This is a genomic window from Pseudonocardia sp. P1 (genome assembly GCF_000178675.2).
Classification (GTDB): domain Bacteria; phylum Actinomycetota; class Actinomycetes; order Mycobacteriales; family Pseudonocardiaceae; genus Pseudonocardia.
On record NZ_ADUJ02000001.1, the window covers coordinates 3,383,854 to 3,409,666 of the forward strand.

General features: G+C 75.0%; 21 protein-coding genes and 2 pseudogenes. 11 read left to right on the forward strand and 12 right to left on the reverse strand.

Features of this window, described 5'->3' with window-relative positions; genetic code table 11:
* The first annotated feature begins 17 nt into the window (after nucleotides 1–17).
* Nucleotides 18–995: a zinc-dependent alcohol dehydrogenase gene (locus PP1_RS15415; RefSeq protein WP_010234916.1), complete on the forward strand. Its 978-nt coding sequence runs from the start codon at nucleotides 18–20 to the stop codon at nucleotides 993–995.
* A gap of 4 nt (nucleotides 996–999) precedes the next feature.
* Here PP1_RS15415 and PP1_RS15420 read toward each other — a convergent pair whose 3' ends face one another.
* On the reverse strand, nucleotides 1,000–1,683 hold the full coding sequence (locus PP1_RS15420; RefSeq protein ID WP_082399574.1) for a GTP cyclohydrolase II: 684 nt from the start codon (nucleotides 1,681–1,683) through the stop codon (nucleotides 1,000–1,002).
* Between PP1_RS15420 and PP1_RS15425 the strand changes: the two genes are divergently transcribed.
* Nucleotides 1,678–2,388 (forward strand): creatininase family protein, encoded by a 711-nt coding sequence (locus tag PP1_RS15425; protein ID WP_029239742.1) that lies wholly within the window; start codon nucleotides 1,678–1,680, stop codon nucleotides 2,386–2,388. The two genes, PP1_RS15420 and PP1_RS15425, sit on opposite strands and share 6 nt — an antisense overlap.
* Nucleotides 2,389–2,463: 75 nt before the next feature.
* On the opposite strand, the pseudogene PP1_RS15430 reads toward PP1_RS15425, so the two are convergent.
* The 7 genes and pseudogenes from PP1_RS15430 to PP1_RS15460 all read right to left on the reverse strand — a co-directional run.
* Nucleotides 2,464–3,297: pseudogene (locus PP1_RS15430) on the reverse strand (lysylphosphatidylglycerol synthase domain-containing protein); the annotation flags it as partial.
* Complete coding sequence (locus PP1_RS15435) at nucleotides 3,294–4,154, reverse strand: class I SAM-dependent methyltransferase (RefSeq protein WP_139323740.1); 861 nt, start codon at nucleotides 4,152–4,154, stop codon at nucleotides 3,294–3,296. The gene PP1_RS15435 and the pseudogene PP1_RS15430, both read right to left, overlap by 4 nt.
* Nucleotides 4,151–5,224, reverse strand: coding sequence for a glycosyltransferase family 4 protein (locus PP1_RS15440; protein ID WP_249265916.1), 1,074 nt, complete (start codon nucleotides 5,222–5,224; stop codon nucleotides 4,151–4,153). Before PP1_RS15440 ends, PP1_RS15435 begins: the two co-directional genes overlap by 4 nt.
* Nucleotides 5,221–5,619: a 6-pyruvoyl trahydropterin synthase family protein gene (locus PP1_RS15445; protein WP_010241071.1), complete on the reverse strand. Its 399-nt coding sequence runs from the start codon at nucleotides 5,617–5,619 to the stop codon at nucleotides 5,221–5,223. Before PP1_RS15445 ends, PP1_RS15440 begins: the two co-directional genes overlap by 4 nt.
* Nucleotides 5,620–6,034: 415 nt before the next feature.
* Nucleotides 6,035–6,826, reverse strand: coding sequence for a tryptophan synthase subunit alpha (trpA, locus tag PP1_RS15450; protein WP_010241072.1), 792 nt, complete (start codon nucleotides 6,824–6,826; stop codon nucleotides 6,035–6,037).
* A complete protein-coding gene (trpB, locus tag PP1_RS15455) occupies nucleotides 6,823–8,088 on the reverse strand; it encodes a tryptophan synthase subunit beta (RefSeq protein ID WP_010241074.1) in 1,266 nt (421 codons plus the stop codon). Before trpB ends, trpA begins: the two co-directional genes overlap by 4 nt.
* A 120-nt stretch (nucleotides 8,089–8,208) precedes the next feature.
* Nucleotides 8,209–9,444 carry an MFS transporter gene (locus PP1_RS15460; protein WP_075314901.1) on the reverse strand — a complete coding sequence of 412 codons (1,236 nt, stop codon included), beginning with the start codon at nucleotides 9,442–9,444 and terminating at the stop codon, nucleotides 8,209–8,211.
* Between the two features lie 55 nt (nucleotides 9,445–9,499).
* On the opposite strand from PP1_RS15460, the gene PP1_RS15465 reads away from it, so the two are divergent.
* The 4 genes and pseudogenes from PP1_RS15465 to PP1_RS15480 all read left to right on the forward strand — a co-directional run bounded on the left by PP1_RS15465 (nucleotide 9,500) and on the right by PP1_RS15480 (nucleotide 13,782).
* Entirely contained in the window at nucleotides 9,500–10,243 is a 744-nt protein-coding gene (locus PP1_RS15465; RefSeq protein WP_029239944.1) for a FadR/GntR family transcriptional regulator, read from the forward strand.
* Between the two features lie 144 nt (nucleotides 10,244–10,387).
* Nucleotides 10,388–10,765: pseudogene (gene mscL / locus PP1_RS31580) on the forward strand (large conductance mechanosensitive channel protein MscL); the annotation flags it as partial.
* Nucleotides 10,766–11,091: 326 nt separating this feature from the next.
* On the forward strand, nucleotides 11,092–12,498 hold the full coding sequence (locus tag PP1_RS15475; RefSeq protein WP_010241078.1) for an APC family permease: 1,407 nt from the start codon (nucleotides 11,092–11,094) through the stop codon (nucleotides 12,496–12,498).
* A gap of 114 nt (nucleotides 12,499–12,612) precedes the next feature.
* A complete protein-coding gene (locus PP1_RS15480; RefSeq protein ID WP_029239945.1) occupies nucleotides 12,613–13,782 on the forward strand; it encodes a macrolide family glycosyltransferase in 1,170 nt (389 codons plus the stop codon).
* On the opposite strand, the gene PP1_RS15485 is transcribed toward PP1_RS15480, so the two are convergent.
* Nucleotides 13,779–14,759 carry a zinc-dependent alcohol dehydrogenase family protein gene (locus tag PP1_RS15485; protein ID WP_029239946.1) on the reverse strand — a complete coding sequence of 327 codons (981 nt, stop codon included), beginning with the start codon at nucleotides 14,757–14,759 and terminating at the stop codon, nucleotides 13,779–13,781. The genes PP1_RS15480 and PP1_RS15485 overlap by 4 nt on opposite strands.
* Nucleotides 14,760–14,884: 125 nt before the next feature.
* Between PP1_RS15485 and PP1_RS15490 the strand changes: the two genes are divergently transcribed.
* From PP1_RS15490 to PP1_RS15505, 4 genes are all read left to right on the forward strand, one after another.
* The gene (locus PP1_RS15490) at nucleotides 14,885–15,244 is read left to right on the forward strand and encodes a hypothetical protein (protein ID WP_010241083.1); all 360 of its coding nucleotides are present in this window, start codon (nucleotides 14,885–14,887) and stop codon (nucleotides 15,242–15,244) included.
* Nucleotides 15,245–15,373: 129 nt separating this feature from the next.
* Complete coding sequence (locus tag PP1_RS15495; protein ID WP_010241084.1) at nucleotides 15,374–15,766, forward strand: GntR family transcriptional regulator; 393 nt, start codon at nucleotides 15,374–15,376, stop codon at nucleotides 15,764–15,766.
* Entirely contained in the window at nucleotides 15,763–16,674 is a 912-nt protein-coding gene (locus tag PP1_RS15500; protein ID WP_075313912.1) for an ATP-binding cassette domain-containing protein, read from the forward strand. Before PP1_RS15495 ends, PP1_RS15500 begins: the two co-directional genes overlap by 4 nt.
* Entirely contained in the window at nucleotides 16,671–17,534 is an 864-nt protein-coding gene (locus PP1_RS15505; RefSeq protein ID WP_010241086.1) for a hypothetical protein, read from the forward strand. The genes PP1_RS15500 and PP1_RS15505 overlap by 4 nt, the downstream gene beginning before the upstream one ends.
* A gap of 12 nt (nucleotides 17,535–17,546) precedes the next feature.
* Here PP1_RS15505 and PP1_RS15510 read toward each other — a convergent pair whose 3' ends face one another.
* The 3 genes from PP1_RS15510 to PP1_RS15520 are packed head-to-tail and all read right to left on the reverse strand — an operon-like array spanning nucleotide 17,547 to nucleotide 20,988.
* Entirely contained in the window at nucleotides 17,547–18,503 is a 957-nt protein-coding gene (locus PP1_RS15510) for a TIGR03557 family F420-dependent LLM class oxidoreductase (protein ID WP_010241088.1), read from the reverse strand.
* Nucleotides 18,504–18,563: 60 nt separating this feature from the next.
* Nucleotides 18,564–19,511, reverse strand: a complete 948-nt coding sequence (locus PP1_RS15515; protein WP_010241090.1) for an NADP-dependent oxidoreductase — start codon at nucleotides 19,509–19,511, stop codon at nucleotides 18,564–18,566.
* Nucleotides 19,512–19,569: 58 nt separating this feature from the next.
* Nucleotides 19,570–20,988 (reverse strand): amidase, encoded by a 1,419-nt coding sequence (locus PP1_RS15520; protein WP_075313911.1) that lies wholly within the window; start codon nucleotides 20,986–20,988, stop codon nucleotides 19,570–19,572.
* A 400-nt stretch (nucleotides 20,989–21,388) separates the two neighbouring features.
* Between PP1_RS15520 and PP1_RS15525 the strand changes: the two genes are divergently transcribed.
* Entirely contained in the window at nucleotides 21,389–25,783 is a 4,395-nt protein-coding gene (locus tag PP1_RS15525) for a Pls/PosA family non-ribosomal peptide synthetase (protein WP_010242418.1), read from the forward strand.
* The last annotated feature ends 30 nt before the right edge of the window (nucleotides 25,784–25,813 follow it).

The following is a 25,813-nucleotide window of genomic DNA, read 5'->3' on the forward strand; positions in this document are numbered from 1 at the left end:
CGGTAGGGTCGTCCGGCGTGACCCGAGAGGCCCGCGCGTTCCGGCTCGCCGCCCCCGGCCGCGGTGAGATCCGGACGGTCCCGTTGCCCGGCCCGGGACCGGGCGAGGTCCTGGTCCGCACCCGGTTCACCGGGATCAGCCGCGGCACCGAGACCCTGGTCTTCCGCGGTGAGGTACCGCCCGGCGAGTACGCGACGATGCGGGCGCCGTTCCAGCAGGGCGAGTTCCCGGCCCCGGTCGAGTACGGCTACCTCGCCGTCGGTGACGTCGAGGAGGGCCCGCCGGAGCTCGTCGGGCGGACGGTGTTCTGCCTGCACCCGCACCGCACCCGGTTCGTCGTCCCCGCGGACGCCGTCGTCGTGGTCCCCGACGACGTCCCCGCCGGCCGGGCGGTGCTGGCGGGCACCGTGGAGACGGCCGTCAACGCCGCCTGGGACGCGGCCCCGCTGGTCGGGGACCGGATCGCCGTCGTCGGGGCGGGGATGGTCGGGTGCAGCGTGGCCGCGGTACTGGCCGGGCTGCCCGGCGCCCGGGTCGAGCTGGTCGATCCCGACCCGGACCGCGCCCCGGTGGCGGCGGCGCTCGGAGTGGGGTTCGCCGCCCCCGCCGACGCGACCGGCGGCTGCGATCTCGTCGTGCACGCCAGCGCAACCGGGGCCGGGCTGGAGCGGTCGCTGGAGCTGCTCGCGCCGGAGGGCGAGGTGCTCGAGCTCAGCTGGTACGGCACCCGCCGGGTCGAGATCGGGCTCGGCGGCGCGTTCCACAGCCGGCGCCTGGCCGTGCGCTCCAGCCAGGTCGGCACGGTGTCCCCGCGCCGGGCCGGCCGCGGCTACGGCGAGCGGATGGCGATGGCCCTGCGGCTGCTCGCCGACCCGCGGTTCGACGCGCTGGTCGGCGGCGAGTGCCGGTTCGACGAGCTGCCGTCGGTGCTGGCCCGGATGGCGGCCGGCGGGCCCCCGGCGCTCTGCGTGCGCGTCACCTACGACGACGCGTAGCCCGTCACGGCCCGGTGCCGTCGAGCTGCGGCAGGTGGTGGCCGAGGCGGTCGCGCTTCGCCGTCAGGTACCGGACGTTGTGCTCGTCCACCGGTTCCAGCAACGGCACCAGCTCGGTCACGGTGATCCCGTTGCCGGTCAGCGCCGACGCCTTCTCCGGGTTGTTGGACAGCAGCCGCACCCGGTCGACACCGAGGTACCGCAGCGCCACGGCCGCCGCCCCGAAGTCGCGGACGTCGACCGGCAGGCCGAGCGCGACGGCCGAGTCCACGGTGTCCAGGCCGTCGTCGTCCTGCAGGGTGTGCGTGCGGATCTTCGCCAGCAGGCCGATCCCGCGCCCCTCGTGCCCGCGGAGGTACACGATCACCCCGCACCCCGCTGCGGCGACGGCGTCGAGCGCCGAGGCCAGCTGGGCCCCGCACTCGCACCGCCGGGCGCCGAACACGTCGCCGGTCAGGCACTCCGAGTGCATGCGCACCAGGACCTCCGGCACCTCCGCCGGATCGCCGAGCACCAGCGCGAGGTGCTCGGGCCCACCGGGGTGCTCGCGGAACGCGACCGCCCGGAACGTCCCGTGCCGGGTCGTCAGCTGCGACTCGGCGACCTCGGCCGGTCCGTCGCGATGAGGATCGTGCACTGCCTCTCCTTCGTCAGCGGGCGGACCCGTGGAAACCTCGTCCGCGTGCATCTTCTCCCGACCGAGACCACCGTGGACGTGCAGAACCGGCCCGTCGTCGCGGCGCTGCTGCCCGTCGGCAGCCACGAGCAGCACGGGCCGCACCTGCCGCTCGACACCGACACCCTCGTCGCGACGTCGCTGGCCGCGCGGCTCGGACAGGAGTACCCCGTCCGGGTCCTGCCCCCGGTCGCGATCTCCTGCTCGCACGAGCACGCCGCCTGGGCCGGGACGGTGAGCATCTCCGCCACCACGCTGGCCGCGGTCGTCGGCGACGTCGCCGCCTCGCTGCGCGCGGCGGGCGTCCCGGCGCTGGTGCTGGTCAACGGGCACGGCGGGAACCACGTGCTGCGCAACGTCGTCCAGGAGGCCTCGACCGGGCCACTGCCCATGGCGTTGTTCCCCGGTGGCGACGACTGGGTGGCCGCCCGGGCCGCAGGCGGCCTGGTCTCCAGCCACTCCGCCGACATGCACGCCGGCGAGCTGGAGACGTCGATCCTGCTGCACACCCGGCCGGACGTCGTCCGGCCCGGGTTCGCCGGCGCCGACCACGACGCCGACGAGCGGCCGCACATGCTCACGCTCGGGCTGCAGGCCTACTCCGGGTCGGGCGTCGTCGGCAGGCCCTCGCTGGCGACCGAGGGGAAGGGCCGGGCCGTGCTGGACGCCCTGGTCGCCGGGTTCGGCGACCACCTCCGGGCGCTCGGGTCCCGGTGACCCCGGGGCGGGTGTGACGCCGGTCCGCCGCCGCCACGCGACCACCAGCCCACCGGGCACACACCCGAGGAGCGCCAGCACGCCGTAGACGACGGCGGTGGCCAGTCCCTCGGCCGCGGGGAGACCGACGGCCGCGAACGCGGCGACCGCGACCGCCTCACGCGGGCCCCAGCCACCGACGTTGAGCGGCAGGGCCATCGCCAGCAGGGCCAGTACCAGCAGCGGGAGCAGCTCCGCGACACCGGCGACCGATCCGGCGGCACGCGCCGCGAGCACGAACACGGCGAGATGGCAGGCCAGCGACCCCGCCGACGCCAGCAGCACCGCGGCGGCGGTCCGGGCCCGCAGCAGCGCGCGGACGTCACCGAGCAGCCCGCCCAGCCGGTCCCGCAGCAGCCGCCCGGCCACGACGAGCACGACGACCGCCGCGGCGGCGGCCCAGACCGCGCCCCCGGGCACGAGCGCGCCGACCGCGCGGAGCAGGCCGGGCTGTGCGACGAGCACCGCCACCGCGACGACGACCAGCACCAGCTGGGCGGCGAGCCGCTCCAGCACGACGGCGCGGACGCCCCCGCCGACGTCACCGGCCCGGCGGCCGTGACTGACCGCGCGGTGGACGTCGCCGAGGACCCCCGACGGGAGCACCGAGTTGAGGAAGCTCGCCCGGCAGCAGTCGGCGAACGCGCCGGGCCAGGCCAGGTGCAGGCCCAGGCCGCGGGCCGTGAGGCACCACCGCCACGCGGTGCAGGCCGTGCCCAGTGCCCCGAGCACGACCGCGGCCAGGACGGTGCGGGCGTCGAGCTCGCGCAGCCGCTCCAGCACCGGTCCCGCCCCGACCTGCACGACCAGCACCCCGAGCAGCGCGACACCGGCGGCGAGGCGGAGCAGCGTGCCTGCGCGGGCGCTCACGCCCGCGGCCCCGGCCCGCCGGTCCCGGCGGGGAGCACCAGCAGGTCGGAGTGCCCGACGGCGACGGTGAGGCGGCCGGCGGCCAGCTCCCGGTACCGGCGCTCCCGGTGGTCCTCGACGGCCGCGCGCAGCTCGGGACGCTGCGCGCGGGCCGCGTCGTACCAGCCGGCGAGCCACTCCCGGGTCAGCTCCGGACGGTCCGGCCCGAGCCGCCAGGGGGTGGCGGCGGTCCGGACCCGGGCGCCCCGACGGCGGAACGCGGCCGCGGTGTACCCGGCGGCGTCCGGCCCGAGCAGGACGCGTCCGCCGGTCTCGCGGCGCTGGTGGCCGTCGAAGGCGGCGGCCACCTCGCGGTCCGCCGGCCCGGCGGGATCGAACCGCACCTCACCGGTCACCGACAGGGTCAACAGGGCCGGGCACCCGGCCCGCGTGCAGGCGTCGGCGAGGTCGTCGATCTCCCCGGCGGTCAGCAGGTCGAGCAGCGCGGACGCGGTGACCAGCGACGTCCCGGCCAGCTCCGCCGCGTCGAGCGCGGTCAGGTCGCCGTGGCGGGCCTCGCCGGTGACGCCGCCGGGCAGGCCGGCGAGCGCGCGGTCGAGCAGCACCGGGTCGCGGTCGTGCAGGATCCAGTGCTGGTCACCGGCACCGTGTGCCCGCAGGTGCGGTGCCAGCCAGCGGGCCATCGACCCGGTGCCGCACCCGAGGTCGCGCACGACGAGCGGCCCCTCCGGCAGGGCGTCGCACAGCGCGGCGGCGAGGTCGGCGGAGCGGGCCTCGGCGTCGGCGGGCTCGCGCACGGCGAGCCACTCCGGCGGGCAGACCGGCGACCCGGCCGCCCCCTGCAGCGGGGCGCTCACACCAGCACCCGGTCGAGCCGCCGGGCCGCGGACGGCCAGTCGTCGAGCCGGTCCCGGCGGCGGCGGGCGGCGGCGCGCGCGGCGGCGCGGACGTCGCCGCGGCCGAGCCAGGTGCGGAGGCCGTCGGCGAGCGCGCCGGTGTCACCGGGTGCGACGAGCAGGCCGGGCCGGTCGTCGCCGGTGCCGCCCAGTGTCTCCGGCACCCCACCGGTCGCGGTCGCCAGCACCGGCACCGCCCGGGCCAGCGCCTCGGTCACGACCATCCCGTAGGACTCGGTCCGGGACGGGAGGACGAGCAGGTCGGCGATCGCATAGGCGGCGTCGAGCTCCGCGCCGGTGCGCGGCCCGTCGAGGCTCACCCGGCCGGTGAGACCGTGCCGTTCGACGGCGTCCCGCACGGCGGCGGTGTGCGCCGGATCCCGGTCGAGCGGGCCGACCAGCCGGAGCGTCCAGTCCGTGCCTGCGAGCCGGGCCAGTGCCTCCACCAGCAGGTCGTGGCCCTTGGTCGGGGTGAGCGCGCCGACGGCGAGCAGCCGGGTCCCCGGCTCCTGCGGCGCGGTGACGGGCGCCGGGTCGGCGCCCGGGGGAACGACGTGCACCCGGTCCGCGGGCAGGTCGTGCAGCTCGGCGACGCGCCGCGCCGTCCAGGGGCTCGTGGTCACCACCGCGGCGGCGTGGTGCAGGGCGGCGCGCTCGCGCCGCCGCCGGTCCTCGGACACGTCCGGGGGCACCCCGTGCTCGTCACCGAGCGGCAGGTGCACGAGCACGACCGCGGTGATCCGGCCGGCGTGCCGGGCGAGGACGGCCGGTGCGCCGCAGGCCACGAGCCCGTCGAGCAGCACGAGTGCGTCGTCCGGGACACCGGCGAGCAGGTCGTCGAGCGCGTCGAGCGCGGCCCGGTCCGGATCCGGGTGGCCGGCACCGGCGAGCTCGCGCACCGGGCGCCCGAGCGCGGCCAGCCCGGTGCACATCCGGCGGTCGTACACGTTGCCGCCGCTGGGTGAGCGGGGATCGTCGACCGTGGCCGGGACGACCACGTGCACCGTCCGCCGGGGGTCCGGCTCGGTCACAGGGTCCGCTCGTAGCTCGCCCACGCCACGTGCGACTCGTGCAGGGTCACCACCAGCCCGGCCAGCCCGCGCGCGCCGGGCCCGAGGCCGCCGGCCCGTACCCGCTCCGCGAGGCGGTCGGCGATCGCGCGGGCCAGGAACTCGGTGGTGGTGTTGACGCCGGCGAAGTCCGGGTGCTCGTCGAGGTCGCGGTGGTTGAGGTCGGCCAGCACCTCACCCAGCTGCGTGGTGGCGAGCGCGATGTCGACCACGATCCCGTCGGGGTCGAGCTCGGGGCGCCGGAACGTCGCGTCGACCAGGAAGGTCGCCCCGTGCCGCTGCTGCGCCGGTCCGAAGACGTCCCCGCGCAGGCTGTGCGCGATCATGACGTGGTCCCTGACGGTGATGCTGAACAAGACGGGGTGACTCCTCGCGGTCGGGCGGCCCGGCTGACGGTGGTGCGCACCCGTCAGCGGCCGTATCGGACATACCCGACAGTCTGCCGTGGACTCCGCTCCCCGGGGGACCGTGTGCGGCCACCGGACGGGTCGGTGCGTCCGGGCGGCACGGCACGGGAGGTCATCGGGTCACTTCCGGTTCGGGGAGCGGCCGGGATCGGTCCCGGCCACCACCGCGACCCGACGGGGGAGCCGGCCGCGGTGCGGTGCCGACGACGATAGGAAGCCCGAGCGGGATCGGGTTGCGTTCCTGAGAGGTGTCACCGCCGTCCGGGCACCGGGGGACGCCGAACGGGCCCGTGTCCCGCCGACCGGAGTACCGGGGTCGCTCCGTCCGCCGCGCCCCCTCTCAGGAACGGCGGGCAGGGACCCGCTAGGCGCTCACCGGCGTCGCCGAACGGATCCCCTCGGACAGCTCCTGCGCCAGGTCGCGCACTGCGGACGGCCCGCCCGACTCGAGTGCCTGCACGAACGCCGTCCCGACGATGACGCCGTCGGCGTAGGAGGCGACCTCGGCGGCGTGCTCGGCGGTCCGCACCCCGAGCCCGACGCACACCGGCAGGGTCGCGACCTCGCGGGCACGGCCGACCAGCTCGCGGGCCTCGGCACCGATCGAGCGGACGCCGGTGACGCCCATCAGCGACGCCGCGTAGAGGAACCCGCGGCTGGCCCCGACGGTGAGTCGCATGCGCTCCGGCGTGGTCGTCTGCGCGACCAGGAAGATGCGGTCGAGGTCGTGGCGCTCCGACGCGGCGAGCCACTCCTCGGCGTCGTCGGGCAGCAGGTCCGGGGTGATCAGGCCGGAGCCGCCGGCCGCCGCGAGCTCGGCGGCGAACCGCTCGACGCCGTAGCGGTCGATCAGGTTCCAGTAGGTCATGACGACCGCGGGCGCCCCGGCGTCGGCGACCCCGCGGACGGCGGTGAACGCGTCCCGAGAGCGGGCGCCGTTGTCCAGCGCCTGCTGTGTGGCGCGCTGGATGACCGGGCCGTCCATCAGCGGGTCCGAGTACGGCAGGCCGACCTCGACGACGTCGACGCCGCCCTCGACCATCGCCCGCATCGCCTCGACGGAGCCGTCGACGCTCGGGAACCCGACCGGCAGGTAGCCGACCAGCGCGGCGCGGCCCTCCGCACGGACCGCCTCGATCCGCTGCGCGACGCTCACTTCGTCTCCCCGTCGGTCACGGCGTTCCCCTGCTCGTCGATCAGGTCGAAGTACTTCGCGGCGGTGTCCACGTCCTTGTCGCCGCGACCGGACAGGTTCACCAGGACGACCTTGCCCTCGCCCAGCCGCGCCGCCTCGCGCAGCGCGCCCGCGAGTGCGTGCGCGCTCTCGATCGCCGGGATGATCCCCTCGGTGCGGCAGAGCAGGCGGAACGCGTCCATGGCCTCGCGGTCGGTCACCGACTCGTAGCGGGCCCGGTGCAGGTCGTTCAGCCAGGAGTGCTCCGGCCCGACGCCGGGGTAGTCCAGCCCGGCCGAGATGGAGTGCGAGTCCCGGGTCTGCCCGTCCTCGTCCTGCAGGATGTAGCTGCGCGACCCGTGCAGGACGCCGACGTCCCCGCCGCCGATCGACGACGCGTGCCGCGGGGTGTCGACGCCGTCACCACCGGCCTCGAAGCCGACCAGCTCGACACCGGTGTCGTCGAGGAACGCGTGGAAGATCCCCATCGCGTTGGACCCGCCGCCGACGCAGGCGCACACCAGGTCCGGCAGCGCGCCGGTGAGGTCCTGCACCTGCTGCCGCGCCTCGACACCGATGATCCGCTGGAAGTCGCGGACCATCGCCGGGAACGGGTGCGGCCCGGCGACCGAGCCGATCAGGTAGTGCGTGTCGGCCACGTTGGTGACCCAGTCGCGCATGGCCTCGTTCATCGCGTCCTTGAGGGTGCGCGTGCCCGAGGTGACGGGGCGGACCTCGGCGCCGAGCATCCGCATGCGGGCGACGTTGAGCGCCTGCCGCTCGGTGTCGACCTCGCCCATGTAGACGACGCAGTCGAGGCCGAGCAGGGCCGCCGCGGTCGCCGACGCGACGCCGTGCTGGCCCGCCCCGGTCTCGGCGATCACCCGCGACTTGCCCATCCGCTTGGTGAGCAGTGCCTGACCCAGCACGTTGTTGATCTTGTGCGAGCCGGTGTGGTTCAGGTCCTCGCGCTTGAGCAGGATCCGCGCGCCGCCGGCGTGCGCGGCGAACCGCGGCGCCTCGGTGAGCAGGCTCGGCCGGCCGGAGTAGGTGCGGTGCAGCTCCGCGAGCTCGGCCTGGAACGCCTCGTCGGTCATCGCCGCGTGGTAGGCCTGCTCCAGTTCGTCCAGGGCGGCGACCAGCGCCTCCGGGACGTAGCGGCCGCCGAAGCGGCCGAAGTACGGGCCGGTCTGGTCGACCAGCCGCGCCGTGTCCCCGGCCGGGGGGAGGGCGGTGTCGGTCACGAGTTCTCCCTGACGGATGAAGCGGACCCCGCGAGCGCGACGGCCGGCACGCCGGGTGCGGTGACGCCGAGCGGGTGCGCCCGACGGTACACCGCGACCACCACCCGCTTTCCGCCGCGATCAGACGAAGCGCGGACGCCCCGCGATCCACCCGACGACCATCTCGACGACGATCACCGCACCGAGCAGGACCAGCGACGCGGTCCAGGTCCCGGTCACCCCGTGCAGCATCCCGAACAGGAACGGCCCGGTGGCCCCGATCAGGTAGCCGACGCCCTGCGCCATCGCGGACAGGTCGGTCGTCTCGGACGCCTCCCGGGTCCGCAGCGCGATCACACCGAGGCCCAGCGGGAAGACCGCCATGCCGGTACCGAGCAGCACCGTCCACAGCCACGGCGCCGCCGCGGGCGCGACGGCGAGACCGGCGACGGCCGCGAGCGAGCAGCACGCAAGGCCGACGATCCACCAGGACTGCGAGGGCCGGTTCAGCGCGATCGGCGGCACGATGAAGCTCAGCGGGATCCCGATGAGGTTGATCAGCGCGAGCATCAGGCCGGCGTCGGTGCGGGGGATCCCCTCGGACACGAACAGCTCGGACAGCCAGCCCATCGCGACGTAGGCGACGCAGGCCTGCAGCCCGAAGAACGCGGTGACCGCCCAGGCCAGCGGCCGGCGCAGCATCGAGCGGCGCGGCTCGGCGGAACGGGCCGTCGTCTCCTCGGCACGCCCGTGCCGGGCCCCGCAGAGCCAGACGACCAGCGCCGCGGCCGACAGCAGCGCCCAGGCACCGACCGCACCGCGCCAGCCGCCGAGCAGCGGCTCCAGCGGCGGGGTGAAGGCCGCGCCGATCCCGCCGCCCGCCGCGAGGGCCGCGGTGTAGACGCCCGTCACCCGGCCGACCGCGTGCGGGAACGACTCCTTGACCACGACCGGGATGAGCACGTTGCCGATCGCGATCCCGGCGGCGGCGACGAACGTGCCGCCGAGCACCACCCACGGCCCGTCGACGATCCGGAGCACCAGCCCGGCGGTGAGCACCGTGAGGGCGATCCCGATCGCCCGGGCCATCCCGAAGCGGCGCCCGAGCCACGGCGCGGCGATCGCGGCCAGTCCGAAGCAGATCGTGGGGACGGCGGTGAGCACACTCGTCCAGGCGGCCGCGGCGCCGAGGTCGTCGCGGACCTCGCCGAGCACCGACGCCATGCTGGTGACCGCGGGGCGCAGGTTCGACGCGGCGAGCGCCACACCGACGACGAGCAGCGGGGACCCGACGAGCGCGGCCCGGCGGGACCGGTCCACTTGCTCGCTCGATCCGGTGGCGATGGTCTCCTCCGCGCGGGTCTCGTGCTCAGCAATGCTCACGAAACAGTAGTGTTACAGACATAGGATGTTCGGATGGAAGGATGATCCGGTGCCTCTGGTCACAGCACGCCGAGGAAGCCTGGTCGACCAGGTGATCGCGCAGCTCCGCAGCGCCATCGCCGACGGCGAGTGGCCGGTCGGCAGCCGCATCCCACCGGAGTCCGAGCTGGCGTCGTCGCTCGAGGTCGGGCGGAACACCGTCCGCGAGTCGGTCCGCGCGCTCGCGCACGGCGGCCTGCTCGAGGTCCGCCAGGGCGACGGCACCTACGTCCGCGCCACCACCGAGCTGTCCGGTGCCCTGCGCACGCTGTGCGGGTCCGAGCTGCGCGAGGTCCTGGAGGTGCGACGGACGCTCGAGGTCGAGTCCGCCCGGCTCGCCGCCGCCCGCTGCACCCCCGACGACCTGGAGATGCTGCGGGGCGCGCTCGCCGAGCGCGACGTCGCCGTCGCCGGGGTCGCCGCGATCACCCGCCGCGGCGACGAGCCCGGCCCCGCCGAGCTGGAGCGCGCCGCCCGCGCCGACACCGACTTCCACCTGGCCGTCGTGCACTGCGCGGGCAACGCGCTGCTCGCCGAGCTCTACCGGGGCGTCGTCGAGGCGGTCGCCGGGAGCGTGGCCGCCACCATGCCCTCCACCGTGGGCACCGACGACGACGTCTCGCACACCGGGATCGTCGAGGCCATCGCCGACGGCGACGTGGAGCGGGCCGCCCGGGAGGCCGGCGACTTCCTGGACCGGCTGATCGCCCAGCGCCGCACCACGCCGGGTGGCCCGGGTCCGGCCACGACCTGACGACGGCCGCCCGCCGATCCGGGCGTCCCGCCCACCGAGCCGGTCACCGCCCGTCCCGCACCGGCGAAGCACGACGATCACGGTCGGGTTACGGTCGCCCGCCGGACCGGCCCCCGACCGACGACCCCCGAGGAGTGCTCCGGCGTGCTGAAGGGCTTCAAGGAATTCCTGCTGCGCGGGAACGTGATCGACCTGGCGGTCGCCGTCGTCATCGGTGCCGCCTTCACCGCGGTGGTCACCGCGTTCACGAAGGCCTTCCTGGAGCCGCTGCTCCGGCTGTTCTCCGGCGGGGAGGACGCGGTGCCGCCCGGGACGATCCCGCTCACCGACGAGGTCCAGCTCGACTACGCGGCGTTCCTCAACGCGATCATCCAGTTCATGATCACGGCAGCGGTGATCTACTTCCTCGTCGTCTACCCGATGAAGTGGCTGCAGGAGCGTCGCAAGAAGGGCAAGGAGGAGGACACCCCGGAGACCGACAGCGAGCTGCTGAAGCAGATCCGGGACCTCCTCGAGGAGCAGTCCGCCCGCGAGCGCGAGCGCACCACCGTGCTGCCCCCGGCCGATCAGGCCGTGCCGGCCGGGCCCGCCGGGCCGCTCGGACATGGCGGCCCGGCCCCGCGGCCCCCGATGCCGGCACCGCAGTGGACGCCCCCGCCGCAGCAGGTCCCGCAGACACAGCAGATGTCCCCGGGGTACGTGTCGTACCAGGACGAGCCGCAGGCACCGCGCCGCCGCGGGTGATCACCCGGGCGCGCACCGTTCCGACTCGACACGGCCGGAACCGGACACCAGGCTGACCCCGGTCGCGGCGGGAACGGCCCCGCCGCAGGAGGGGGAACACCGGGATGGCGGACGCCACCACCACCGAGGCGCAGCCCGCGCTGAAGCGGGTCATGGGGCCCAAGCTGCTGTTGCTGTTCATCGTCGGCGACATCCTGGGTACCGGGATCTACGCCCTGGTCGGCGAGGTCGCCCAGGAGGTCGGCGGCGCGGCGTGGCTGCCGTTCCTGGTCGCCTTCGCGGTCGCGATGGTCACCGCGTTCTCCTACCTGGAACTGGTCACCAAGTACCCCGCGGCGGCCGGGGCGGCGCTGTACGCGCACAAGGCGTTCGGCATCCACTTCCTGACCTTCATGGTCACCTTCGTCGTGATGTGCTCGGGGATCACCTCGGCCTCGACGGCCTCGCGGGCGTTCGCCTCGAACCTGAACGAGGGCTTCGGCCTCGACCTGGGCAACGGCGGCATCGTGCTGATCGCGCTCGGGTTCATGGCCCTGGTCGCGGCGGTGAACTTCCGCGGCGTCGGCGAGAGCGTCAAGGTCAACGTGGTCCTGACCCTGGTCGAGCTGTCCGGGCTGCTGCTGGTGATCCTGGTCGGGGTGTTCGCCATCGCCGGCGGCAACGCCGACTGGGCCCGGGTGATCGCCTTCGACACCCCCGAGGACAAGGGCGTGTTCCTGGCCGTGACCTCGGCGACCTCGCTGGCGTTCTTCGCGATGGTCGGGTTCGAGGACTCGGTGAACATGGCCGAGGAGTGCCACGAACCACGCCGGATCTTCCCCAAGATCATGATCACCGGCCTGACCATCACCGGCATCATCTACGTGCTGGTCGCGATCTGCGCGGTCGCACTGGTCCCCGTCGGACCCCTGGCCGCCAGCGAGACCCCGCTGGTCGAGGTCGTGCGCGCCGGCGCCCCCGGGATCCCGGCCGCCGCGGTGCTGCCCTTCATCTCGATGTTCGCGGTCGCGAACTCGGCGCTGATCAACATGCTGATGGCCTCCCGGCTGCTCTACGGCATGGCCAACCAGGCCGTGCTGCCCAAGCCCCTGGCCCGGGTGCACCCGTTCCGCCGCACCCCCTGGGTGGCGATCGTGTTCACCACGCTGATCTCGTTCGGGCTGATCACCTACGTCTCGCTCGACGACTCCTCCGACGTCGTCTCCGCACTGGGCGGCACCACCTCGCTGCTGCTGCTCGCGGTGTTCACCATCGTCAACATCGCGGTACTCGTACTGCGCCGCGACACCGTCGACGCCGACCACTTCCGCGCCCCGCCCGGCCTGCCCGTCGTCGGCGCGATCACCAGCCTCTACCTGGTACTGCCGTTCTCCGGGCGCGACACCATCCAGTACGAGCTCGCCGGGCTGCTGCTCCTGCTCGGCCTGGTCCTCTACGGCATCACCGTCCTGCTCAACCGCCGCCTCGGCGTGAAGCGCACGACCCTGGACCCGGCGAAGCTCGACGGGTGACGGGAGTCTCGCCGGACGCCTCGCCGGTTCCGTACCCGTAGCTGACGCGGTGTCCGGCGGTGTCCGGTTGATCCCGGAGGACGTCGGTCCGCACCGGTGCCACGATCGGTGATCATGAGCCGGCACTTCACGTTCGTGAGCATGCCCGCGTCCGGGCACGTCAACCCGACCCTTCCGCTGGTCGCCGAGCTGGTCCGGCGCGGACACCGGGTCAGCTACGCCACCGGCGCGACGCACCTGGACGCGGTCGCCGCGGCCGGCGCCGAGCCGGTGGAGGTCCCGTTCGTGCTGCCGGAGGCACCGCCGCCCGGGAAGAGCTTCTCCGACGAGGAGATGGTGTCCCGTGTGGACGCGTTCGCCGTCTCGGTCGAGCAGGTGTTCCCGGTGCTCGCGGACCGGGTCACCACCGACCGGCCGGACGTCCTGTGCGGGGACGCGATGAGCCCGGTCGACGGGCTCGTCGCACAGCAGGCGAGGATCCCGCACGCGGTGATGCACCCGTCGTTCGCGAGCAACGAGCACTTCTCCCTGGCCCGCGACGTCCTCGGCGCCGGCGACGACGGGCCGCCACCCGCGTTCCGCCGGGTCACCGAGCGGATCGCCGGGTTCGCCCGTGAACGGGGCCTCGAACCGCTCCCGTTCGGGACTCCCGGTGACCTCAACCTGGTGTTCCTCCCGCGCGAGTTCCAGGTCGCGGGCGACACGTTCGACGACTCGTTCGTCTTCCTCGGTCCCGCGCTCGGCCCCCGCTCCGCGGACGTCTGGGACGGCCCCGGCCCGGTCCTGCTGGTGTCGCTGGGCACCACGTTCAACGACCGTCCCGACTTCTTCCGGACCTGCGCCGAGGCGTTCGCCGGCAGCGGGTGGCAGGTCGTGATGGCCGTCGGGAGCAGGATCGACCCGACCGACCTCGGGCCGCTGCCGCCGAACGTCGTCGCGCAGGCGCACGTACCGCAGATCGGGGTGCTCCGGCGCGCGCGGGCGTTCGTGACCCACAACGGCATGAACTCCACGATGGAGGCGCTGCTCCTCGGCGTTCCGCAGATCGGGATACCGCAGATGCCGGCGCAGGCCGCCAACGCGGCCCGGGTCGCCGAACTCGGCTGCGGGCGCAGCCTGGACCCGGACACCCTCGATGCCGCGACGCTGCGGGCCACCGCGGACGAGGTCGCGACCGACCCGGACGTGCGCGCCGCCGCGGAGGCGTTCGGCGCCCGGATGCGGGCGGTCGACGGGCCCGCCCTGGGCGCCGACGCGCTGGAGGCCTTCGCCGCCCGCGCCTAGGGCGTGAGGACGATCTTCCCCACCTGGGCGTTCGACTCCAGGTGCTCGTGCGCGGCGACGACCTGGTCCAGGCCGGAGAAGACCCGGTCGACCTGCGGGGCGAAGTCGCCGCCGCGCATCCCGGCCGCGACGAACGCGGCCGCCCGCCGCAGCCGTTCCTCGTCGCGGGTCATCGCGAACAGCGTGAAGGAGCGGACGACGAGATCGGGCAGCGTCGCCGTCGGGAAGATCGTGGGCTCACCGGAGAGCCTGCCGTGGATGACGATCGTCCCGTCCGGGCGGACGGCGTCGGCCATCGTCTCCACCGCGGGCCCGGCGACGGCGTCGAACACGACGTCCAGCCCGCGCCCGCCGGTGATCTCCCGGCACCGTTCCACGAGGTCCTCCTCCCCCGTGGCGACGACGTGGGCGGCGCCGGCGTCCAGGAGCGCCCCCGCCTTGGCGCGGCTGCGGCTGGTGGCGATCGGGACGGCGCCGATCCGGTTCGCCGTCGCGATCGCGGCCAGCCCGACGCTCGACGACGCCGCGGTGACCAGCACGTGGTCACCGGGCTGCAGCACCCGCGGTTCCAGCAGCCCGGCGTAGGCGACGAGGTAGGGCATCCAGGTGGCGGCCCCCGTGACGGCGTCCACCGGGCGCGGCACCAGTGCCCGGGCCGGGACGACCGCGCGGTCGCCGTAGACCGTGTAGTCGTTCATCGAGAAGGCCGGGACGACGCTCACCGGGTCACCCACCGCCCAGCGGGTCACCCCGTCGCCGACGCCGGTGACGGTGCCCGCCGCCTCGTAGCCGAGCCCGGCCGGCAGCCGGGTTTGCTCGATGTACTCGCCGCGCCGGAACATCGACTCGGCCCGGTTGAGCCCGATCGCCTCGACGTCGACCACGGCCTCGCCCGGCCCGGGCACCGGCTCCGGTGCCTCGACGACCTGGAGCACGCCGGGCCCGCCGAGCTCGGTGAAGCGCACGACCCTGTTCATGGTCACCACCCTGCCGTCCCCCGCACCCGCGCCGCCCCGTCCGGCCGGAGGGGTTGCGCTTTCCGATTTTCACTAGTTAACTAGTGAAAGCAAGCAAGCAGGACACACCGAGGGGGACACAGGACATGCACGCACGACGTTCGATCATCGGATTCCTCGCCGTCGCGATCGCGATGGGCGGCGCCACCGGCACCGCGCTCGCCGACCCGGTCACCACCGACCCGACACCCATGACGATCACCTCGGGCCACGGGCCGGTCGACGTGACGGTGCTGAACACCTACGGGGACGGCTACTCCTTCACGGTGCCCGCCGGGGGCCGGAGCGACGTCCCGACCGAGGCGGGCGGGTACAGCCGGATCGTGATCAGCGAGAACGGCGTGACCATCGGGGAGCGTGCACTGCTCAACCCGGATCTCCAGACCTACTGCGACGTCCGTCCTGCCACCGAGGACCCCCGGCTGAGCTGCGGGATCATCGCCTGAGCCACGGTCGGCGCTCCCCGGGCGGAGGGGATCCGGGGAGCGTGGACCGGCCACCGGGCCGGGTGCCGGTGGGGGATCGGCACCCGGCCCGCATGATGTGGCACCAGACCGTCCGGGGAGGAGGTACCGGTGATCGAGTACCGGATCGACCGGCGCTCCGGGGTGGCCGCGTACGTGCAGATCGTCCGGCAGACGAAGGAGGCGCTGCTGCTCGGGACGCTGCGGGCCGGGGACCGGCTGCCGACGGCCCGCGAGGTCGTCGAGGCCACCGCGATCAACCCGAACACCGTGCTCAAGGCCTACCGGGAGCTGGAGCGTGACGGGCTGGTCGAGGCGAAGCGGGGGGTCGGGACGTTCGTCCGGGCCGACGCCGTCGCCGCCGGACCGGCCGCGAGCTCGCCGCTGCGGGCGGAGCTGGAGGACTGGGCGGCCCGCGCCGTCGCGGCGGGGCTGTCCCGGGAGGAGGCCGACGCGCTCGTGCGCGCGGCCCTCGACCGGCACTACGACCGAGGAGACGCATGACCACCGCAGGGACCCACGCGGTGCGCACCTCCGGGCTCGGCCGCCGGCACGGCGGGACCCGGGCGCTGCGTGACTGCTCGCTCACCGTCGAACCCGGCTCCGTGGTCGCGCTGACCGGCGCGCCGGGTGCCGGGAAGTCGACGCTGCTCGGCCTGCTGGCCGGGCTCGACCTGCCGTCGGAGGGGACCGCCGAGGTGCTCGGCGCGCCGGTGCCCACCGGCGGGCCGCACCCGGCCGTCGGCTACCTGGACCAGTCGCGGCCGCTGCCCGGGGGCTTCACCGTCGCCGAGACGCTGCGGCTGGGCGCGGCGCTGAACCCGGGCCGGTGGGACGACGGCCGTGCCGCCGACCTCGCCGGCCCGCTGCCACCGGCCAGCCGGACCTCGGCCCTCTCCGGCGGGCAGCGGGCGATGCTGGCGCTCGCGCTGGTGCTGGGCACGGGCCCGGACCTGTTGCTGCTCGACGAGCCGCTGGCCGGGCTCGACCCGCTGACCCGGCGGCGGGTGCTGGCCGCGGTCACCGCGCACGTCGCGGAGACCGGGGCGACCGCGGTGCTCGCGTCGCACGAGGTCGAGGACCTGCAGGACAGCTGCGACCGGGTGCTGTTCCTCGACCGCGGCCGGGTGCTGCTCGACGGCGACGTCGACGACCTGCTGACCGGGCACCGGATCCTCGACGGTCCGGCCGGGGCCGCCGCCTGGTCCGCGGAGCACACCGTCGTCGAGCAGCGGGTGCACGGACGCGACCAGACCGTCCTGGTCCGGGGCGGACCGATCGGCCCGGCACCGGGCTGGCGGGTGAGTGCCCCCGGCCTGCTCGATGTGGTGATGGCCTACCTGCGCGCCGCCGAGGACCGCTCCGACGACTGCTCCGACGACCGCTCCGACGAGGCGAAGGAGACCCGATGACCTGGGTGATCTGGCGCAGCCACCGCACCGCGCTGCTCACGACCGTGCTCCTCGCCGTGGCCGGCTGCCTGGTGGTGACCGTGCTCGCCGTCACCGGACGGCTCGACGACGCCGTGGGCGTGGACGGCCTCCTCATGGCCGACGCGTCCCAGGTCCTGGCCGCGTTCACGACGCTGGCGCCCGCACTGGCAGGGGCCTTCCTCGGCGCGCCGCTGCTCGCCGGGGACCTGGAGCACGGCACCCACGTGCTGCTGCTGACCCAGGCGGCGTCACGGCGCCGCTGGGCCACCACGGCCCTGCTGCTCGTGGGCGGCCTCGGGGTCGTGGCCGTCACCGTCGTCACCGCCGTGCTGCAGCCGCTGAACGGCTCGGCGCAGTGGTACTCGCTCGAGGAGTTCTCCGCGACCGGGCTGCTGCCCCTGGCCCGCACCCTGTCCGCGGTCGCGCTCGGCGCGGTGATCGGGCTGCTCGTGCGGCGGGTGCTCGCGGCGTCGGCGCTCACGCTGGCCGCCGTCGTCGTGACCGAGGTGACGCTGGCCGCCCTGCGCAACGTGCTCGTCCCGCCGGTGCTGCGCACCGGCCCGCTCCCCCACGGCGGCTCCGTCGACTCCGGCCGGGACCAGATGCTGGACGCCGGCTACACCCTGGCGGGTGGCGGCCTCCGTCCGCTCGGGACGGGCTGCACGCAGGACGACGTCGCCTGCCTGCGGGCCGCGGGGATCGACGGCAACTGGGTGCTGGTGCGACCGCTCGAGCTGCGGTGGCCGATGCACTGGGTGGAGGTCGGGCTGCACCTGGTCCTGACGGCCGGCGCGCTCGCGCTGCTGTTCGCACGGCTGCGCCGGCCACTGGGCCGGTGAGCCGCCCGCGGGTCAGAGGGCCCGCAGGCGCCCGGACAGCTCCTTCTCCCAGAAGGCGAAGAACTCCTCCACGTCCGGTCCGGCGCTGATCAGTGCCAGCCGGTCGTAACCGGCGTCCGCGAAGGCCCGGACGGTCGCGACGTGCGTCTCGACGTCCGGTCCGGCGCCGAACACCCCGGCCATGTCGTCCTTGCGGACGAACGCGGTCGCGGCCTCGAAGTTCCGGACGTTCGGCAGCTCGGCCTGGACCTTCCAGCCGGTCGGGCCGAAGCGGAACAGCCGGTGCGCGGACTCCAGCGCCTCGTCGACGGTGCCGGCGTGGGCGAGTGGCACCTCGGCGTACCGGGCCCCGGTGCCACCGGCCGCGGTGTAGGTCTCGATCAGGTCCGTGCGCGGCTCGGTGACGAACAGGGCGTCGCCGAGCTCGGCGGCGATCCGCGCGGCCCGCGGCCCGCCGGCGGCGACCGCGATCTCCGGCCGGGTCTCCGGCAGGTCGAACACCCGGGCGTCCTCGACGGACAGGTACCGGCCGCGGTAGGTGCGGTAGCCGCCCTCCCAGAGCAGACGGATGATCTCCAGCGCCTCGCGGAGCATCTCCTGGCGCACCCCGACGACCGGCCACTCGGCGCCGGTCACGTGCTCGGAGAGCCGCTCCCCCGATCCGACGCCGAGGGTGAACCGGCCGTCGGACAGCAGCGCGGTCGTCGCGGCGGCCTGCGCGACGATCGCCGGGTGGTACCGGATGGTCGGGCAGGTCACCCCGGTGGCGAGCCGGATCCGCTCCGTGCGGGCCGCGATCGCGGCGAGGATCGACCAGGCGAACCCGGAGTGACCGTGGCTCTCCAGCCAGGGGTGGTAGTGGTCGGAGATCTCGACGAAGTCGAAGCCGGCCTCCTCGGCGCGGACGGCCTGACGGACCATCTCCTGCGGGGAGTAGGCCTCGGCGAAGAGCTTGAAGCCGATCTGCACGGCGGGTTCCTTCCCTGCTGGCTCGCGGATCCGGCCGTGGTTACCCGGGCGGCCGGACGGTCACTCCTGCGGCAACAGGACGATCTTCCCGGCGGTGTGCCGCTGCTCCAGCTCGGTGTAGGCGTCACGCACCGCGGCCAGCGGGTAGGCGCCGGCGATCGGGATCTCCAGCGCGCCGTCGGCCGCCAGGTCGCCGAGCGCGGCCAGGTCCTCCCGGCCCGCGGCGTCCGCGGTGCCCCGGGTGTGCACGCCGTACTCCTCGGCGCCCTCGAAGTCGATGATCGTGTTGATCCGGCCGGCCGGGACGCCGAGCTCCCGGGCCAGTGCGACGTAGCCGCCACCGGCGACGTCCACCCACGCGTGCACCGCGGCCGGCAGGGCGGCCTGCAGGTTCTCCCGGGTCTCCCGGGGAGAACCGCCGTAGGCCACCGGGGTCACCGCCATCTCCCGCAGGCGGGCGTGGTGCCGCTGGGAGGCCACCCCGACGACCTCGACGTCGCGCAGGGTCAGCAGCTGGGCCGCGATCTGCCCGACACCGCCCGCCGCCCCGGAGACGACGACCGTCTCCCCCGGTTCCGGGGCGACCGCCTCGACCGACGCCGTCGCGGCGGCGCCGGCGACGTACAGCGCTCCGGCGGTGGCCGCGTCCAGCCCGGCGGGCCGGTGCAGGACCTGCTCGGAGGGGACGTCGACCCAGGTCGCCTGGGCGGCACGGTCGTCGGTCCAGCCGAAGACGTCCTCGCCCGGCTCGAGCCCCGTCACGCCGTCGCCGACCGCGGCGACGACGCCCGCCCAGTCACTGCCCTGGCCGCTCGGGAAGTCGCTGGGCCAGGTCCCGGCGAAGGCGCCCGCACGGAGCGCGGCCTCCCCGGGATTGATGCCCGCGGCGTGCACCTCGACCAGGACGCGCCCCGGACCGGGGTCCCCGAACCCGGTGTCGGCCACGTACAGCCGGTCGACGTCGCCGTGGCTGTCGAACCGCACCGCACGGCCGTTGCGTGTACCCATGGACGCCCGGGTTCCCGCTCCGGCCCGCCGGGTCACCGGTGCGCGGCGATGAGTCCCCTCACACCCCCCGGCGCAGCTGCTCGACGGCCGCGGCGACCTCCAGCAGGAACCTGTCGGCGCCGTGCCGCGCGACGATCTGCAGCCCGACGGGCAGCCCGCCGGGCGTCCGGCCGAACGGCACCGAGATCGCCGGGCACCCGGTGACGGTGATCAGGTACGCCGACCGCATCCAGTCCAGGTAGGACTCCATCGGGCGGCCGTCGATCTCGGTCGGGAACTCCTGGTCCGCCGGGAACGGTGGCACCTGCGACACGGGAAGCACGAGCACGTCGTGGTCGGCGAAGAACGCGCGCGCGGCGTGCGCGAGCGACGTGCGCAGCCCGTGGGCCCGCGCGACGTCGGCACCGGTCAACGACGCGCCGGCCCGGATGTTGGCGGCCAGCGTCGCCTTGAACTCGTCCGGGTGCGCGGCGAGGAGCTCACCGAACGCGGCCTGGAAGTGCCAGGCGCGCAGCGTGCGGAAGCACTCGTCGGCCCCGGTCAGGTCGGGCACCGCGGAGCCGACCACGGCGCCGGCCCCGGCCAGCGCGGGCGCCGCCGACGACACGACGGCGGCGACGTCCGGGTCGACGGCGAACGCGCCGTCCAGGTCGGTCGACACCGCCACCCGCAGCCCGGCGAGCGGGGCCGGGCGGAGCGGGGGCGCGAACGCCGCACCGGGGTCGCCGAGCGCGTGCGGCGCGCGCGGGTCCGGCCCGGCCAGCACCGACAGCAGCAGCGCGAGATCGCCGGCCGAGCGCGCCATCGGGCCCCCGGTCGCGGTCGTCTCCCACATGTTCTGCGCCGGCCACGCCGGCACCCGGCCCAGTGACGGGCGGAGCCCCACCACCCCGCAGAACGACGCCGGGTTGCGCAGCGAGCCACCCATGTCCGAACCGTCGGCCAGCGGCACCATCCCGGACGCCAGCGCGCACGCCGCCCCGCCGGACGAGCCCCCGGCCGAGCGGGACGGGTCGTGCGGGTTGCGCGTCGTCCCGAAGACCCGGTTGAAGGTGTGCGAGCCGGCGGCGAACTCCGGCACGTTCGTCTTCCCGATCGGGACCGCACCGGCCCGCCGGATCCGCTCGACGATCAGGTCGTCGGCGTCCGGGACGTGCTCGGCGAACAGCGGCGAGCCCGAGGTGGTGCGCCAGCCCGCGGCGGCGTGGGTGTCCTTGAAGGCGAACGGCAGCCCGTGCAGCGGGCCGACGTCCGCGCCCGAGGCGAGCCGCTCGTCGGCGGCGGCCGCGCCGGCCCGGGCCCGCTCCGGGTCGAGGGAGACGATCGCGTTCAGCTCCGGGTTCCGCTCGGCGATCCGGTCGAGGTGCAGCTCCAGCAGCTCGCGCGCCGAGATCTCGCGGGCGCGCAGCGCGGCGGCCTGCTCCTGAGCGCCCGAGTCGGCCGTGAGCCGGTCGGAGGCGTTCCCGCTGGTCGTCATCGAGCGCTCCCGGGGGTGTCGCGGGCGGGGTAGGGGTGGAGCACAGCATGACTCGCCGGGCCCGCGGGCGGCACCGGCCGTGACCGTCCCCACCGGACGACCCGAGCGTCGTGACACCATTCCGGAACGGAACGCCGGGAATTGCGTGCCGCATTCCGCGACCCCGTTCTCGGAGTGGTACGACAATGACCCCGATCCATTCCAGGAGCCGCGTCGGACATCCGGCCGATCCGACGACGATGCTGCTGAGAGGGTTCGTCGATAAGGCGACCCTGACCGGACACGGTTCCGTCCCCCGTTGCTACGTGGGCCGGACCCGATCGGTTCACCACTTTGCGAGTGACACTTACCACCGGCTTCCCCGGCATTTTCCGACCACTTTCGTGGGTAGCCGGACCCCATGACGGACGTGCACAACCGGCCGGCTCCCGCGGACGGAGCCGACGGTCGCGATGATCATGGCGGGCCGGGCGGCCCCCGGGTGATCCGCCGGGATCTCCCGTTCCGGCCGTCCCCCCGCCCCCGGACGGCGATCGACGAGCGGGTCCTCGTACCCGGCGACTCGCTCGCCCCACCGCGCACCCGGCCCGGGGAGCAGCTCGCCGAGGTCTTCGAGGAGGCCGTGGACGCCCACCCCGGCTCCGTGGCCGTCGACACCGGCGACACGCAGCTCACCTACCGCGAGCTCGACGCCCGTGCCGACCGGCTCGCCCGCCACCTCCACGCCCGCGGTACGGGCCCCGGCGACGTCGTCGGCCTGCTGCTCGACGACCCGGTGGAGACCTACACCGCCCTGCTCGCGGTCCTGAAGACCGGCGCCACGTACGTCCCGCTCGACGCCGGCTTCCCCGCCGACCGGATCGCCCACATCCTCGACGACTCGTCCGCCGGGCTGCTGCTCGCGACGACGTCGGCCCTGGACGCCGTCGGTGACGCGATCGACGGCGACGTCGAGATCCTCCGCGTCGCCGGGGAGGGCTCGGCCGCCGAGGAGATCGCGCGCCGGCCCGCCGAGCGGCTCGGCACCGACGACCGCCGCGACGGCGGGGAGCACCCCGCCTACCTGATCTACACGTCCGGCTCGACCGGGCGGCCCAAGGGCGTGGTGATCTCCCACCCGGCGATCTGCAACTTCGTCCGGGTCGCCGCCGACGAGTACGGCGTGCTCCCGGACGACCGTATGTACCAGGGCCTCACGCTCGCGTTCGACTTCTCGGTCGAGGAGATCTGGACGTCGTTCCTGGTCGGCGCGACCCTCGTCCCGAAGCCCGCCGGGGTCTCGCTGGTCGGCGAGGACCTGCACGCCTTCCTCGCCGAGCAGCGGATCACCGCCCTGTGCTGCGTCCCGACGCTGCTCGCGACGCTCGACGACGACCTCGACGACCTCCGCTTCCTGCTCGTCTCCGGCGAGGCGTGCCCGCACGACCTGGTGCGCCGCTGGCACACCGGGGACCGCCGGTTCCTCAACGTCTACGGCCCCACCGAGGCCACCGTGACCGCGACCTGGACCGAGCTCCACCCGGACCGCCCGGTGACGATCGGCGAGCCGCTGCCGACCTACGCGGTACTGGTCCTCGACCCCGAGGACCCCACTCGGGTCCTGCCGTTCGGCGAGACCGGTGAGATCGCGATCGCCGGCGCCGGCCTGGCCGACGGCTACCTGAACCGGGACGACAAGACCGCCGCCGCGTTCGTCGCGTGCCCGGTCGAGCTGCCGGGGAACCCGTCCGGCCTGGTCTACCGGACCGGGGACCTCGGCCGCGTCGACGACGACGGCGAGATCGAGTACCGGGGCCGGATCGACCTGCAGGTCAAGATCCGCGGCTACCGGATCGAGCTCGCCGAGATCGAGGCCGTCCTGCTGGAGCACCCGTCGGTCGCGATGGCCGTCGTCGACACCCACGATCCGGGCGGCGGGAAGGAGCTGGTGGCCTGGTACAGCCTGGTCGGCGGTGCCGACCACCCGGACGACCTGCAGGATCGGCTGCGCGACCGGCTGCCGTCCTACATGGTGCCCACCTACCTGGAGCACCTCGACCGGATCCCGATGACCACCAGCGACAAGGCGGACCGTGCGAACCTGCCCGCCCCGGCCGGGGGCCGGGTGCGGGCGTCCGGCCCGGTCGTCGCGCCGGAGTCCGACGTCGAGCGCGGACTGGTCGAGGAGCTCGCCGGCGCGCTCGGCGTGGAGCCCGGCGAGATCTCGGTGACCGCGCACCTGTTCGACGAGCTCGGCGCGACGTCGCTGCTCATGGCCGGTGTCGCGGCGTCCGTCCGTCGTCGCGACGACCTGCCGCCGGTGAGCGCGCGCGACGTCTACCGGAATCCGACCGTCCGCGATCTCGCCGCCGCGGTCGGCGACGCCCCGCCGGTCACCGCCGCCGCGACCGACGTCGAGCCGGTCCGGCCGCGGCCGGTCGCGCACGCCCTCACCGGGCTCGCGCACCTGGCCGTCCTGCTGGCCGCCGGGTTCGCGACGGCCGCCGTCGTCACCCTGGGCTACGGCTGGGTGTCGGCGGCGCCGGACACCGCCGGGACCGCGGCCCGGGCCGGGGGCCTCGCCGCCGGCCTGCTGGCCGGGGTCGCGCTCCTGCCGGTGCTGGCGAAGTGGACGCTGATCGGCCGGTTCACCGAGCGCACCGTCCCGCTGTGGGGCCTCACGTACCTCCGGTTCTGGGTCGTGTCGACGCTGATCCGCACCAGCCCGGTCGTCCTGCTGACCGGGACCCCCGTGTTCACCCTGTGGCTGCGGCTGCTCGGTGCCCGGATCGGCCGGGGCAGCACCTGGTTCGGCGCCGTGCCGGTCGCGACCGATCTCGTCCGCACCGGTGAGCGCACCCTGGTGCACCCGGAGGCGTCGCTGCAGGGCTACCGGGCCGTGCCGGGCGCGCTGGAGTTCGGCCCCGTCGACGTCGGCGACGACTGCGTCGTCGGCGAGGCGGGCGTGCTGGACGTGCGGACCCGGATGGGGGACGGCGCCCAGCTCGGTCACGCCTCCGCGCTGCGGCCCGGCGTCACCGTCCCGGCCGGCGAGGTCTGGCACGGGTCCCCGGCCGGACCCTCCGGTTCGGACTACCGGACCGTGACGCCGGTCGGCGCGGGCCGGGTCCGCCGCGCGGTCTACGGGACGGTGCTGGCCGCGCTGCTGTGGGCGGTCGTCAGCGCGGTGCTCGCGGTCGTCGTGACCGTCTACGCGAGGTTCGCGCCGCAGGTCACGGCCCTGATCGGCGCGCAGGCCGGGGAACGGTGGTGGTACCTCGGGGTCGGCGTCGTGGCCGTCATGACGCTGGTCGTGCTCGCGCTGGCCGTCGGCGTGGCCGCCGTGCTGGCGCTGCCGCGGCTGGCGGGGCTGCTGGTGCCCGTCGACCGGACCTTCCCGCTGTACGGCGTCCGGCACGTCGCCCAGCAGGTCGTCACCGGTGTGTCCAACGCACGGTTCCTCGTCCTGCTGCTCGGCGACAGCTCCTTCATCACCGGCTACCTGAGGGGGCTCGGCTACGACCTCGGCGACCTCCACCAGACCGGGTCGAACTTCGGCACCCAGCTGCGCCAGGAGTCGCCGCGGTTCGTGCACGTCGGGCGGGGCACGATGGTGTCCGACGGCCTGCGGATGATGAACACCGACCTGTCGCACGACTCGTTCCGGATCCGCCCGGTGCGACTGGGTGCGGACAACTTCGTCGGCAACGACGTCCACCTCCCGCCGGACGCCCGCACCGGCGACGACGTGCTCCTCGCGACCAAGGTCATGGTCCCGACGGACGGGCCGGTGCGGTCCGGCGTCGGGCTGCTCGGCTCGCCGCCGATGGAGATCCCGCGCTCCGGTGCGGGCCCGCACCCGAACACACCGGCCACCGAGGACGAGCGACTGCGGCGGCTGCGGTCGAAGAACCGGTACAACGCGTCGACCGTGCTGGCCACGGTGCTGCTGCGGGCGTTCGGCGCCGCCGCGGCGCTGCTGCCGGTGGGCCTCTCGGTCGCCCTCTGGCCGACCTGGGGCCTGTGGGCGCTCGGCCCCGCGGTGTTCCTCGGCCCGCTGCTGCTGATGCTGTGGTCGGCCCTGCTCGAGCGGGCCACGCTGGGCTTCCGGGCGCTGGAGCCGCGCACCGCGTCGATCTACGACCGCTACTTCTGGTTCCACGAGCGGCTGTGGAAGTTCTACGTCCGACCGGTGCTGGGCGGCAGCCCGCTGCTGGTCTGGCGGAACCGGGTCGCGGGCCTGACCGCGGGCCGCCGGGTGTTCGACGACGGAGCGTCCCTGCCGGAGAAGAGCCTCGTCGCGGTCGGTGACGACGCCGTCCTCAACGCCGGGTCGGTCGTGCAGTGCCACTCCCTGGAGGACGGGCGGTTCGAGTCCGGCCGGTCCCGGATCGGCGACGGCGGCTGCATCGGGGTGCGCGCGTTCGTGCACCACTCCACCGAGGTGGGCGACGGCGCCACGCTGGCCGCCGACTCCTTCCTGCTCAAGGGCGAGCAGGTCGGGACGGGCGAGCACTGGGGCGGCAACCCCGCCGAGCCGGAGCGGCCCGGGACCGTGGACACGTCCGGGACCGGGGACGACGCCGGGGACGACTTCCTGGCCCGGGTGCAGGAGCGGTTCGACGCGACGGACCCGGACGCGACGGTCGCGTCGCTCGCGGTGCTGGGCGTCCTGGCGGACCGGATGCCTCCCGCGGAGCGCACCGCGCTGGCCCGCCGGCTGCCCGGGGAGCTGCGCTCGCGCATCCCGGTGCTCGCGGAGCCCGACGCGCCCGGGCCGGAACCGGCGGTCCCCGACCAGCGGTCCGCCGGCTGAGCCGGGTCCGCGTCGCCCGCCCGGCGGCGC

Bases quoted from the DNA above. Each gene is read 5' to 3' on its own strand.
- PP1_RS15420 (WP_082399574.1), bottom strand. From the start codon at position 1,683: ATGCACGCGGACGAGGTTTCCACGGGTCCGCCCGCTGACGAAGGAGAG.
- PP1_RS15475 (WP_010241078.1), top strand. From the start codon at position 11,092: ATGGCGGACGCCACCACCACCGAGGCGCAGCCCGCGCTGAAGCGGGTC.
- PP1_RS15480 (WP_029239945.1), top strand. From the start codon at position 12,613: ATGAGCCGGCACTTCACGTTCGTGAGCATGCCCGCGTCCGGGCACGTC.
- PP1_RS15485 (WP_029239946.1), bottom strand. From the start codon at position 14,759: ATGAACAGGGTCGTGCGCTTCACCGAGCTCGGCGGGCCCGGCGTGCTC.
- PP1_RS15490 (WP_010241083.1), top strand. From the start codon at position 14,885: ATGCACGCACGACGTTCGATCATCGGATTCCTCGCCGTCGCGATCGCG.
- PP1_RS15500 (WP_075313912.1), top strand. From the start codon at position 15,763: ATGACCACCGCAGGGACCCACGCGGTGCGCACCTCCGGGCTCGGCCGC.
- PP1_RS15505 (WP_010241086.1), top strand. From the start codon at position 16,671: ATGACCTGGGTGATCTGGCGCAGCCACCGCACCGCGCTGCTCACGACC.
- PP1_RS15515 (WP_010241090.1), bottom strand. From the start codon at position 19,511: ATGGGTACACGCAACGGCCGTGCGGTGCGGTTCGACAGCCACGGCGAC.
- PP1_RS15520 (WP_075313911.1), bottom strand. From the start codon at position 20,988: ATGACGACCAGCGGGAACGCCTCCGACCGGCTCACGGCCGACTCGGGC.
- PP1_RS15525 (WP_010242418.1), top strand. From the start codon at position 21,389: ATGACGGACGTGCACAACCGGCCGGCTCCCGCGGACGGAGCCGACGGT.